Source organism: Streptomyces canus 299MFChir4.1 (assembly GCF_000383615.1).
Classification (GTDB): domain Bacteria; phylum Actinomycetota; class Actinomycetes; order Streptomycetales; family Streptomycetaceae; genus Streptomyces; species Streptomyces canus_C.
In genome coordinates, this window is sequence record NZ_KB911588.1 from 206,735 (window position 1) to 218,850 (window position 12,116).

General features: G+C 69.6%; 11 protein-coding genes and 2 pseudogenes. 9 read left to right on the forward strand and 4 right to left on the reverse strand.

The window, feature by feature from the left end; translation table 11 throughout:
- Positions 1-112 precede the first annotated feature (112 nt).
- The 5 genes from H293_RS0118845 (at position 113) to H293_RS59210 (ending at position 5,204) form a co-directional block, all read left to right on the forward strand.
- Positions 113-1,939: an acyl-CoA dehydrogenase gene (locus tag H293_RS0118845; protein ID WP_020119418.1), complete on the forward strand. Its 1,827-nt coding sequence runs from the start codon at positions 113-115 to the stop codon at positions 1,937-1,939.
- 87 nt (positions 1,940-2,026) lie between these two features.
- The gene (locus H293_RS0118850) at positions 2,027-3,322 is read left to right on the forward strand and encodes a M18 family aminopeptidase (protein WP_020119419.1); all 1,296 of its coding nucleotides are present in this window, start codon (positions 2,027-2,029) and stop codon (positions 3,320-3,322) included.
- A gap of 68 nt (positions 3,323-3,390) precedes the next feature.
- Positions 3,391-3,630, forward strand: a complete 240-nt coding sequence (locus tag H293_RS0118855) for a DUF6458 family protein (protein WP_020119420.1) — start codon at positions 3,391-3,393, stop codon at positions 3,628-3,630.
- A gap of 184 nt (positions 3,631-3,814) precedes the next feature.
- Positions 3,815-5,011, forward strand: coding sequence for a glycosyltransferase family 2 protein (locus tag H293_RS0118860; RefSeq protein WP_020119421.1), 1,197 nt, complete (start codon positions 3,815-3,817; stop codon positions 5,009-5,011).
- Between the two features lie 34 nt (positions 5,012-5,045).
- Complete coding sequence (locus tag H293_RS59210; protein WP_020119422.1) at positions 5,046-5,204, forward strand: hypothetical protein; 159 nt, start codon at positions 5,046-5,048, stop codon at positions 5,202-5,204.
- Positions 5,205-5,210: 6 nt separating this feature from the next.
- Here the strand turns inward: H293_RS59210 and H293_RS52780 are convergent.
- A pseudogene (locus H293_RS52780) lies at positions 5,211-6,539 on the reverse strand (NHL repeat-containing protein); the annotation flags it as partial.
- A gap of 5 nt (positions 6,540-6,544) precedes the next feature.
- On the opposite strand from H293_RS52780, the pseudogene H293_RS60190 reads away from it, so the two are divergent.
- Positions 6,545-6,667 (forward strand): annotated as a pseudogene (locus tag H293_RS60190) (AraC family transcriptional regulator); the annotation flags it as partial.
- Positions 6,664-7,161, forward strand: coding sequence for an LURP-one-related/scramblase family protein (locus tag H293_RS0118880; protein ID WP_020119423.1), 498 nt, complete (start codon positions 6,664-6,666; stop codon positions 7,159-7,161). The pseudogene H293_RS60190 and the gene H293_RS0118880, both read left to right, overlap by 4 nt.
- Before the next feature lie 37 nt (positions 7,162-7,198).
- On the opposite strand, the gene H293_RS0118885 is transcribed toward H293_RS0118880, so the two are convergent.
- Positions 7,199-7,972, reverse strand: coding sequence for a carbon-nitrogen family hydrolase (locus H293_RS0118885; protein WP_020119424.1), 774 nt, complete (start codon positions 7,970-7,972; stop codon positions 7,199-7,201).
- A gap of 182 nt (positions 7,973-8,154) precedes the next feature.
- On the opposite strand from H293_RS0118885, the gene H293_RS0118890 reads away from it, so the two are divergent.
- Positions 8,155-8,979, forward strand: coding sequence for a maleylpyruvate isomerase family mycothiol-dependent enzyme (locus tag H293_RS0118890; protein WP_020119425.1), 825 nt, complete (start codon positions 8,155-8,157; stop codon positions 8,977-8,979).
- Between the two features lie 79 nt (positions 8,980-9,058).
- Here the strand turns inward: H293_RS0118890 and H293_RS0118895 are convergent, their stop codons facing one another.
- On the reverse strand, positions 9,059-10,354 hold the full coding sequence (locus H293_RS0118895) for an MFS transporter (protein WP_020119426.1): 1,296 nt from the start codon (positions 10,352-10,354) through the stop codon (positions 9,059-9,061).
- On the reverse strand, positions 10,351-11,001 hold the full coding sequence (locus H293_RS0118900) for a GntR family transcriptional regulator (protein ID WP_028807990.1): 651 nt from the start codon (positions 10,999-11,001) through the stop codon (positions 10,351-10,353). Before H293_RS0118900 ends, H293_RS0118895 begins: the two co-directional genes overlap by 4 nt.
- A 278-nt stretch (positions 11,002-11,279) precedes the next feature.
- On the opposite strand from H293_RS0118900, the gene H293_RS0118905 reads away from it, so the two are divergent.
- Entirely contained in the window at positions 11,280-12,116 is an 837-nt protein-coding gene (locus H293_RS0118905; RefSeq protein ID WP_259294494.1) for a D-alanyl-D-alanine carboxypeptidase family protein, read from the forward strand.

Consider the following 12,116-nt stretch of genomic DNA (forward strand, 5'->3'; position numbering starts at 1 on the left):
GTTCGGGGTTGCGACTTATTACCGACGGGTAGCATCATCGTAGCTACTTGTTGGTACGTGAACTAGCGCGAGGAACCAAGTGCCTCGCCGAACTCTTAACGGAGCCGTCGCCATGGGGCACTACAAGTCGAATCTGCGCGACATCGAGTTCAACCTCTTCGAAGTACTCGGGCGCGACAAGCTGTACGGCACCGGGCCCTTCGCGGAGATGGACGTCGACACCGCGAAGAGCATCCTGGAGGAGCTGACCCGCCTCTCGGAGAACGAGCTGGCGGAGTCCTTCGCGGACGCCGACCGCAACCCGCCGGTCTTCGACCCCGAGACGAACACCGCGCCGGTCCCGGCGTCCTTCAAGAAGAGCTACAAGGCCTTCATGGACTCCGAGTACTGGCGGCTGGGCCTGCCCGAGGAGATCGGCGGCACCACCTCGCCCCGCTCCCTGATCTGGGCCTTCGCCGAGCTGATCCTGGGCGCCAACCCGGCCGTCTGGATGTACTCCTCGGGCCCCGCGTTCGCCGGCATCCTCTTCGAGGAGGGCAACGAGGTCCAGAAGCACATCGCCAAGGTCGCCGTGGAGAAGCAGTGGGGCTCCACGATGGTCCTCACCGAGCCCGACGCGGGCTCCGACGTCGGCGCCGGCCGCACCAAGGCGGTCCAGCAGGAGGACGGCTCCTGGCACATCGAGGGCGTCAAGCGCTTCATCACGTCCGGTGAGCACGACATGGAGGAGAACATCCTCCACTACGTGCTCGCGCGGCCCGAAGGCGCCGGTGCCGGCACCAAGGGGCTGTCCCTCTTCCTCGTGCCCAAGTACCTCTTCGACTTCGAGACCGGCGAGCTGGGCGAGCGCAACGGCGTGTACGCGACCAACGTCGAGCACAAGATGGGCCTGAAGGCCTCCAACACCTGCGAGATGACCTTCGGCGACCGCCACCCCGCCAAGGGCTGGCTCATCGGCGACAAGCACGACGGCATCCGCCAGATGTTCCGCATCATCGAGTTCGCGCGGATGATGGTCGGCACGAAGGCGATCTCGACGCTGTCGACGGGCTACCTGAACGCGCTGGAGTACGCCAAGGAGCGCGTCCAGGGTCCCGACCTGGCGAACTTCATGGACAAGACCGCGCCCAAGGTCACCATCACGCACCACCCCGACGTGCGCCGCTCGCTGATCACGCAGAAGGCGTACGCGGAGGGCATGCGCGCCCTGGTGCTGTACACGGCCTCCATCCAGGACGAGATCCAGGTCAAGGAGGCGGCGGGCGAGGACATCAAGGCGCTGGAGGCGCTGAACGACCTGCTCCTGCCCATCGTCAAGGGCTACGGCTCGGAGAAGGGCTACGAGCAGCTCGCCCAGTCGCTGCAGACCTTCGGCGGCTCCGGCTTCCTGCAGGAGTACCCGATCGAGCAGTACATCCGCGACGCCAAGATCGACACCCTGTACGAGGGCACCACCGCGATCCAGGGCCAGGACTTCTTCTTCCGGAAGATCGTCCGCAACCAGGGCGCCGCGCTGAACTCGCTCGCCGAGGACATCAAGAAGTTCCTGGCGCTCGGCACCGGCGGCGAGGTGCTCGCGGACGCCCGCGAGCACCTCGCCAAGGCGGCCGTCGAGCTGGAGGCCATCGTCGGCCTGATGCTGACCGACCTCGCGGCCACCGAGCAGGACGTCAAGAACATCTACAAGGTGGGCCTGAACACCACCCGCCTGCTGATGGCCTCGGGTGACGTGGTCGTCGGCTACCTGCTCCTCAAGGGCGCCGCGATCGCCGCCGAGAAGCTGGAGACCGCCTCCGCCAAGGACAAGGCGTTCTACACCGGCAAGATCGCTGCCGCGAAGTTCTTCGCGGCCAACGTCCTGCCCGGCGTGACCCTGGCCCGCAAGGTCGCCGAGGGCGTCGAGCTGGACCTGATGGAGCTGGACGAGGCCGCGTTCTAGGACACACCTGTACAGCTGCACACCCACCGTACGAGAGCCCGCTCCCATCGCCGGAGCGGGCTCTCGTACGTCGTTAAGGTGAACCCCATGAGCGCACCCCACCGCTTCGACCGCGGCCACACCGACGACCTCATGACCTTCCTGGCGGCGAGCCCCACGCCGTACCACGCGGTGGCGAACGCCGCCGAGCGGCTGGAGAAGGCAGGCTTCCGCCAGGTCTCGGAGACGGACGCCTGGGAAGGGTCGAGCGGCGGAAAGTACGTGCTGCGGGGCGGCGCGATCATCGCCTGGTACGTCCCCGAGGGCGCGGCGCCCCACACGCCGTACCGCATCGTCGGCGCGCACACCGACTCCCCGAACCTGCGGGTCAAGCCGCAGCCGGACAGCGGAGCGCACGGCTGGCGCCAGGTCGCCGTGGAGATCTACGGCGGTCCCCTGATGAACTCCTGGCTCGACCGTGACCTGGGGCTGGCCGGCCGGCTGACCCTGCGGGACGGTTCGACGCGGCTGGTGAACGTGGACCGGCCGCTGCTGAGAGTGCCCCAACTCGCGATCCACCTGGACCGCGCGGTGTCGTCGGACGGGCTCAAGCTCGACAAGCAGCGCCATCTGCAGCCCGTCTGGGGCCTCGGCAACGACGTGCGCGACGGCGACCTGATCGCCTTCCTGGCCGAGGAACTGGGGCTCGGCGCGGGCGAGGTGACCGGCTGGGACCTGATGACGCACTCCGTGGAGGCACCTGCCTACCTGGGCCGGGACAAGGAGCTGGTGGCCGGCCCGCGGATGGACAACCTGCTGTCCGTGCACGCGGGGGTGGCCGCCCTGGCCGCGGTGTCGAGCGGCTCGGAGCCGTCGTCCATCCCCGTCCTCGCCGCCTTCGACCACGAGGAGAACGGCTCGCAGTCGGACACCGGCGCGGACGGGCCGCTGCTCGGCGGGGTCATGGAGCGGTCGGTGTTCGCGCGCGGCGGGTCGTACGAGGACCGGGCGCGGGCCTTCGCGGGGACGGTCTGTCTGTCCTCCGACACCGGGCACGCCGTGCACCCCAACTACGCGGAGCGGCACGATCCGACGCACCACCCGCGGGTCAACGGCGGCCCGATCCTGAAGGTCAACGTCAACAACCGCTACGCCACGGACGGTTCGGGCCGTGCCGTGTGGGCCGCCGCCTGTGAGCGGGCGGACGTGCCCTTCCAGTCCTTCGTGTCCAACAACTCCATGCCCTGCGGCACGACCATCGGCCCGATCACCGCGGCCCGGCACGGCATCAAGACCGTCGACATCGGCGTGGCGATCCTGTCGATGCACAGCGTGCGGGAGTTGTGCGGCGCGGACGACCCGCATCTGCTGGCGAACGCTCTGGTCGCGTTCCTGGAGGGGTAGTTCGCGCGAAGTGGGGGTACCCGGAGGTCCGGGCCGGAACTACCGGACCGGACAGGGAGGCGACACTCATGGGCCTCGGCGGGTGCATCATCCTCATCGCCGTGGGAGCAATCCTCACGTTCGCCACCGACTGGCACATGCAGGGGGTCAACCTCGACCTGGTCGGTGTGATCCTGATGATCGTGGGACTGATCGGCGTGACGACGTTCAGCAGCATCGCCCGGCGTCGGCGTGTGGTGGTACCGCCCACCACGTCGACGGTCGTGGAGGAGCGCCGCGACGGATACTCCGACGGATACGGCGTGTAGACAGATACGGCGTATAGACAGATTTGGCGCGCGGACGAATACAGCGCGTAAGGGGCATCGAGCGGGACGACGGACGCACAGGGCGTCCGGAGACAACTGTGAGCATTCCGTGATCACAGTTGTCTTGTCCGCTTGTGTGGAAATAGTGAAAACTCGGGATCCTTGAGAGCCCGGGGGGTCTGCAGTGCCGGGCGTGAACCACCAGCGCACCCGGGGGCTCCCCGTGCTCCACCCCACGACAACCGTCGTGGCGCCCGATCCGAGATCAGCGCGCCCCCACCGGCACGCCGCTCGCCGCGCCCACGCCGCCCCCGACGAACTCGACCTCCCGCTGCGCCTGGTGGCGCTGATACCGGCCCACAACGAACAGGACCGCATCGCCGACGCGATCCAGGGCCTGTGGCGGCAGACCCGGCGCCCCGACCTGATCGTGGTGGTCGCCGACAACTGCACCGACGCCACCGCCGAGATCGCCGTCGCGCACGGCGCCCGGGTCTTCGCCACCGAGGGCAACACGCACAAGAAGGCCGGCGCCCTCAACCAGGCCATCGCCTGGGTGCTGCCCCATCTCGAGGACCGCGACCTGCTGTTGGTGCAGGACGCCGACACCGTGCTCAACCCCTCGTTCAGCGAGACGGCGATCGGCACCTTCAACCGCAAGGTCGGCGCCGTCGGAGGGGTCTTCTACGGCGAGGACGGCGGCGGACTGCTCGGACTGCTCCAGCGCATGGAGTTCCACCGCTACGCCTGGGAACTGGAGCGCACCGGCGGCAAGGCCCAGGTCCTCACCGGCACCGGCACCATGTTCCGCGCCCGCGTCCTGCGCGAGGTGCGAGCTGCCCGCCGCGCCGGGCAGCTCGGCGGCGGCCAGGCCTACTACAGCCTCGCCTCGCTCACCGAGGACGACGAGATGACCAAGGCGATCAAGACCCTCGGCTACCGGGCCATGTCCCCGGCCGGCTGCGCGGTCACCACCGAGATCATGCCCACCCTGGGCAAGCTGTGGCACCAACGGCTGCGCTGGCAGCGCGGCGCCCTGGAGAACCTGCGCGACTACGGCTGGACACGTGTCACCGCCCGCTACTTCATGCAGCAGCTCCTCATGGGCTTCGGCGCGCTGTCCTTCCTGGTCTACCTGACCTACATGGTCACCTACACCACCCTGTACGGCTGGCCCGGCTTCTCCCCCTTCTGGACCGCGATCGGGCTCGTCTTCGTGGTCGAGAAGACGGTTTCCGTACGCCGGGCGGGACCACGTGCCGTGCTGGTGGCGGCGCTCATGGTGCCGGAGATGCTCTACGACCTTTTCCAGCACGCCGTCTACTTCACCTCGCTGTGGGGCCTGTTGCGCCGCAGCGAGGAGAAGTGGGTGGCGACGTAACCCTCGGTATGTACCCCTCATAGGAGAAAAGCGCATGTACGGAAGAGTGATCGGTGCCGGCACGACCGGTGCCGGAGGCGCCACGTTGGCCGCGACCGGGCTGTGGCTGAACAGCATGGCGATGCTGGTGACCGCCACGACCCTGGTGGCGGCGGGGGTGGCGCTGTTCAAGTTGGTCCCGCGCAGGCGGTAGGGGCCGCTACGGGCTCTGGTCCATCCCGGCGAGGATCAGCGCCAGCCGGTCCGTCCCCGAAGGTGTCAGACGGACCGGGACTCCCCAGTCCTGCTGGTGGACATGACAGGCCGGGTACTCGTTCGCCAGGTCGTCGTCGCAGGACGCGGCCATGGCCGAGATGTGCAGGACGCCCTGCTCGATCGCGGGGTTCAGGTCGAGGGTGCGGAACAGCTCTGTTCCCGCACCCTCGCCGTCTTTCAGCAGCTCGGGCGGGGTGGCGGAGACCAGGAGGCGGGTCGAGGGGCCGTATCTGGTGTCCGGCTTCTGGCCCGCCGGGGCCTGGAAGACCACGTCCAACCGAAGCCTGCCCGGAGCCACTTCGGTGGCCGCGCGCCGGGTGCGATGGGACGTCGACTCGACGCGTACGGCCTCCTCGGGCAGCCTGAGCCGGGTCAGCCGGTGCCGGGCCGACTCGACGACCACGATCTCCTCCCCGACCAGGACCGCGTCGCTCGGTTCCCGCAGATCCGTGGCGAGGGTGGTGACCTCACCGCGGCGCCGTCGCGGTGCCCGAAGTCGAAGAGACCGGTGCCGACGGCGGTGTGGACGACCCCGTCCGGGTCCACCCAGCGCAGGGCGGAGGTCTCGGAGTCGGCGAGCCACAGGCGTTCGCCGTCCGCCGCCACGGCCAGGCCGGAGGGCTGGGCGAACCAGGCCTCGGCGCCGGGCCCGTCGACCAGGCCCTCGTTGGTGGTGCCGGCGACGGCCGCGACGGTCTCGTCGCCCGGGTCGTAGGCCCACAGCTGGTGGACGCCCGCCATCGCGATCCACACCAGGCCGCGCCACACCGCCACGTCCCACGGGGAGGACAGATCCGTCTCGCGCGCGAGGCCGGCGGTGGGGGAGCCCCGCCACCACTGGCGTCCGGTGCCGGCCAGGGTGGTGACCTCGCCGGTGCCGAGGTCGAGGCGGCGCAGGGCGTGGTTGACGGTGTCGGCGACCACCACGGAGCCCTCGTCCAGGAGGGCGAGCCCCTGCGGTTCGTTGAAGCCGGCCGTCTCCGCCGTACCGTCGGCGAAGCCGCGCGCCGGAGCCGATCCGCCGTACGACGCTCTCGCCGTCCGCCGCGAGCTCCACCAGCTGGTGCCGGGTGGTGTCGCTGACCAGGAGGTTCCCGGACGGCAGCAGGAGCGCCTTGCCCCGGAAGCGCAGGGTGGTCGGCTCGGGCTCGGGCGCCACGTACGGCCCGTCGCCGCGCCGGAGGGTGCCCTTCGCCCCGTGCTCCGCCTCCAGCTCCGTCACCAGCCGCTCGATCGCGTGCACATGGCCCTCACCGGCATGCTGCGCGACCACGCCCCGCGAGGAGCGGTCTGGGGACGGCCGCGAACCGCCGCGCGCGTGTGCGGCGCGAGACGGGACTCAGCCCGTCGGCCTATCGGCGGCGTTTCGGGACCGGCGCCGGGGAAGCGGTAACGGCATGAGATTCCTCGTACGCGACCGGCTGCTCGGCATCGGTGACGACTACTGGATCGAGGACGACCGGGGCAACAAGGTCTTCCTCGTCGACGGCAAGGCCATGCGGGTCCGGGACACCTTCGAACTGAAGGACACCCGCGGGCGGGTCCTGATCGACATCCACCAGAAGATGTTCGCGCTGCGCGACACGATGGTGATCGAGCGGGACGGCGAGCCGCTGGCGACGATCAAGAAGAAACGCCTGTCGCTGCTGCGCAACCACTACCGGGTGGCCCTCGCCGACGGCAGCACCGAACTCGACGTCAGCGGCAAGATCCTCGACCGGGAGTTCGCCGTCGAGTACGACGGGGAGCTGCTCGCGGTGGTCTCGCGGCGCTGGCTGCACGTCCGGGAGACCTACGGCGTCGACATCGTCCGCGAAGACGCGGATCCGGCGCTGCTCATCGCGGTGGCGGTGTGCGTGATCCACCTCGCGGAGAAGGAGCGGGAGGACGACTGACGCGGCGGGCGGGGGCGGCTGACGCGGCGACGGGGATTCAGAGCACCCGGTCCTTCAGGGCCGGGAACTGTTCCCTGGTCACGGCCACCTTCCCGGGGTCGAACTCCACGGTGAGGACCTCCTCGGCGGCGCCCGCCTCCGCGAGGACCTGGCCCCATGGATCCACCACGATCGAGTGACCGGCCTGCGGAACTCGCGCGTGCGTCCCGGCCGTTCCACAAGCGAGCACGAACGCCTGGTTCTCGACCGCCCGCGCCCGGGCCAGCAGCGTCCAGTGCTCCCGGCGGCGCTCCGGCCAGCCCGCCGGGATCACCAGGGTCTCGGCGCCCGCGTCGACGAGACCGCGGAAGAGTTCGGGGAAGCGGAGGTCGTAGCAGGTGGCGACGCCGAGGGTCGTCTCGGGCAGACGGACCGTCACCAGGTCCTCGCCCCGGCCCATCAGGACGGCCTCGCCCTTGTCGAAGCCGAAGCGGTGGATCTTGCGGTAGGAGGCGGCGCGTTCGCCGGAGGGGGAGAAGAGGAGGGAGGTGTTGTAGAGGGTGCCGTCCGGGGTCCGCTCGGGGATCGAGCCCGCGTGCAGCCAGACGCCCGCGTCGCTCGCGGCCTTCGCCATGACCTCGTGGGTCGGCCCTTCCAGGGGTTCGGCCTGGCCGGCGAACTCCTCGAAGGCGAACGCCCCGGTGGTCCACAGCTCGGGCAGCACGACGAGGTCGGCTCCGGCTTGTTCGCGTACGAGTGACGCCCCGCGAAGGCGACGCGTTTCGACCGATTCGTCCTCATCCACGGCGATCTGGATCAGAGAGGCGCGCACACTACCACCGTCCTGGCATTCGGGCCGTCCGTTACGGGCCTACGATCGTCACACGAAAGCACTGCCGGGGTGCCTCACAGCAGCGTAACTTAGCGTTCCAAGACACCCGCCGACAGCCACCACCTCCACTGGCAACGCCGCCATCACCAGCCCGTGCTCCGACCGCCGAGGGGTCCCGTTCCGTGAGTCTGCATTCCACCCTCCAGCCCTACGCCGACGCCTGGACCCACTCCATCGAAGCGATATCCGAGCTGGTGACCCCCCTCGTGGAGGGAGAGTGGAACCGCCGGACCCCGTGCCCGGGCTGGTCGGTGCGGGACGTGGTGTCCCATGTCATCGGCCTGGACTGCGAGATGCTGGGCGACCCGCGCCCCATCCACTCACTGCCGCGCGACCTCTACCACGTCACCAACGAGTCCCAGCGGTACATGGAGATGCAGGTCGACGTCCGCCGTCACCACACGGCACCGGAGATGACCTCCGAGCTGGAGTACGTCATCATCCGCCGCAACCGCCAGCTGCGCAACGAGTCCCGCGACCCCGGCACGAAGGTACGCGGCCCGCTCGGCACCGAGCTGACCCTCGCTGATGCCATGCGTCAGCACGCCTTCAACGTCTGGGTGCACGAGCAGGACCTGCGTACCGCTCTCGGCCGGCCCGGCAACCTCGACTCCCCCGGCGCGCACATCGCCCGTGACGTCCTGCTCGCCGCGCTCCCCGACATCGTGGCCGTCAAGGCGGACGCGCCCCGCAGTTCGGCGATCGTGTTCGACGTCCACGGGCCCATCGAGTTCCTGCGCACCATCCGCGTCGACATCCAGGGGCGCGGCACTCTGGAGACCGCGCCCGCGCTCGGCCCGGCCGCCGCCCTCAGCCTCGACTGGGAGACCTACGTCCGCCTGGCCTGCGGCCGCGTGAGCGTGGAGGCGGCGGCGGACCGGGTGAAGGCGGAGGGCGACCCGGAACTGACGTCGGCGATCCTGCGGAACTTCACGGTGACGCGCTAGCGGACGGGTGCGGCCGGGACCGTTCCCGCTCTCGGCCGACCCGCCTGACGCGCGCTCGTCCAGGTCCGCTGACGCATGTTCAGGCGGGCACGTGGACCGTCTCCACCCGGCTCGCCACCAGCCGCTCGCGCTCCCGCCGGGCCGCCCGCCCGCGCAGCCGCAGGATCTGGCTGACGCCGAGCGCCTGGAGCACGAAGACGGAGGAGAAGGCGACGCTGTAGTTGTCGTCGGTCGCGTCCAGGAGCACACCGACGGCGAACAGGGTGGTCATCGACGCGACGAACCCGCCCATGTTGGTGATGCCGGACGCGGTGCCCTGCCGCTCAGGCGGGTTCGCCGGCCGCGCGAAGTCGAAGCCGAGCATCGACGCGGGACCGCACGAGCCGAGCACCACGCACAGCACGACCAGCAGCCACATCGGCGCCCGCTCGCCGGGGTAGACCAGCGTGGCCGCCCACAGCAGCGCCGTCGCCCCCACGGTCCCGAGCGCGAGCGGCAGCCGCGCCCCGTGGTGCCGGGCGACGACCTGGCCGTAGACCAGGCCGACGACCATGTTGGACAGCACGACGAGCGTGAGCAGTTCGCCCGCCACCGCCCGGGACAGTCCCTGCGCCTCGACGAGGAACGGCAGGCCCCACAGCAGCAGGAACACCATCGCCGGGAACTGGGTCGTGAAGTGCACCCACAGCCCGAGCCGGGTGCCGGGCTCGCGCCAGGACGCGGCGATCTGCCGCCGCACATAGGCCGCGCCCTGGTGCGGGAACGGCTCCGGTTCGTGCCCCTCGGGGTGGTCCTTGAGGAAGAGGAGCAGCAGCACCAGCACCACGACGCCCGCGAGTGAGCTGCCCGCGAACGCGGGCGTCCAGCCGATGCCGTGCAGCAGCCGGGCCAGCACCAGAGTGGAGACCAGGTTGCCCGCCATGCCGGCGAGTCCGGCGAGCTGAGCGACCAGCGGTCCGCGCCGGGCCGGGAACCAGCGGCTGCCCAGGCGCAGCACGCTGATGAAGGTCATCGCGTCGCCGCAGCCGAGCAGGGCGCGCGAGGCGAGGGCGGTGCCGTACGACGGTGAGAACGCGAAGCCGAGCTGCCCCGCCGTGAAGAGCACCACGCCGAGCGTCAGCACCTTCTTGGTGCCGAGCCGGTCGACGAGCAGCCCGACGGGTATCTGCATGCCGGCGTAGACGAGGAGCTGGAGGATCGAGAAGGTCGACAGGGCCGAGGCGTTCACCTGGAAGCGGTCGGCCGCGTCCAGGCCGGCGACCCCGAGGGACGTACGGAAGATGACCGCGACGAAGTAGACGGAGACGCCGGTGCCCCACACGGCCATCGCGCGCCGGCCGCCCGGAGGGTCACCCGGAAGAGCGGACCTGTTCATCGGACCTCACCCCGGGCGAGGTGGGAGAACCACTCGACATGCCCGTGAATCAGACCTACGACCGCCTCCGCGTCGCCGGAGCGCAGTGCCCGCAGGATCTGCTCGTGCTCGATGAGGGTCTTGGAGAGGCGGTCCGGGTGGGCGTGCATGACGGCGACGCCCATCCTGAGCTGGCGGTCGCGGAGCTGGTCGTAGAGCCGGTTCAGAATCTCGTTGCCGCCGCTGCGCACGATCTCGGCGTGGAAACAGCGGTCGGTGACGGCGGCGCCGGCCAGGTCCCCGGCGGCGGCCTGCTCCTTCTGCCGCGCGAGCAGCTCCTCCAGGCGCGCGATGAGCCGGGGGGACGCTGGTACGGCCTTGCGGGCGGCGTGTCCCTCGACGAGCTGGCGGGTCTCGACGACGTCGGCGATCTCCTGGGCGGAGACGGGCAGGACCAGCGCCCCCTTTTTCGGGTAAAGCTTGATCAGCCCCTCGACCTCAAGGCGGAGCAGCGCTTCTCGAACGGGCGTGCGGGAAACCCCGACGGCCTCGGCGAGCTCGCCCTCGGTGAGCAAGGTCCCGCCCTCGTAACGGCGTTCCAGGACAGCCTGCTTGACGTGGGCGTAGACGCGGTCGGCGGCGGGAGGCTGTTTCACGGCCAGGCTCATGCCGACAGCATAGATACAACACGTACGCATGGAGCATGCGTCCACCATGCGGACCTGTGTACCAACGGTGTCACAGAAGGCACCCCCGGCCGCTTCACCCCACAACCATTCGTGCTACATACGTGTCTCATGCGTGCGGCCCCCTTTCTCCCCCTCAACTCGGCCGCACCTCAGGGGCATTCAACATAATCGGGGTATTTCAGTTGATTACCGCCATCACCGGCACCAAGGGCAGCCGTATCCGCAGAGCCACCGCGGTCAGCATCACCGCGGGCGCCATGCTCGCGACCGGCGCCCTGGCCGCCGCGCCGGCGCAGGCCGCCACCGCGCCCTCGATCGTGGCCAAGGGCGGCTACGTCATGAACAACGCGACCGCGAAGACGCTGTACACCAAGGCGGCGGACACCAAGCGTTCCACGGGCTCCACCACCAAGATCATGACCGCGAAGGTCGTGCTGGCGCAGTCGAACCTGAACCTGGACAAGAAGGTCACGATCCAGAAGGCGTACAGCGACTACATCGTCGCGAACAACGCCTCGCAGGCCCACCTCATCGTCGGCGACAAGGTGACCGTCCGTCAGCTGCTGTACGGCCTGATGCTGCCGTCGGGCTGCGACGCCGCGTACGCGCTCGCCGACACCTACGGCACCGGCTCGACGCGTGCCGCACGCGTGAAGTCGTTCATCAGCAAGATGAACAAGGCCGCCACGGACCTCGGCCTGCGGAACACGAAGTTCGACTCGTTCGACGGCATCGGCAACGGCAACAACTACTCGACTCCGCGCGACCTGACGAAGATCGCCAGCAGCGCGATGAAGAACTCCACGTTCCGCACGGTCGTGAAGACGAAGAAGTACACGGCGAAGACCATCACCAAGACGGGCTCCACCCGCACGATGGCGGCGTGGACCAACACCAACGGCCTGCTCAGCAGCTACAGCGGCACCATCGGCGTGAAGACCGGCTCCGGCCCCGAGGCCAAGTACTGCCTCGTCTTCGCCGCCACCCGCAACGGCAAGACCGTCATCGGCACGGTCCTCGCCTCCACCTCGATCGCCCAGCGCGAGGCGGACGCGAAGAAGCTCCTCAACTACGGCTTCGCGACGATCGGCTGA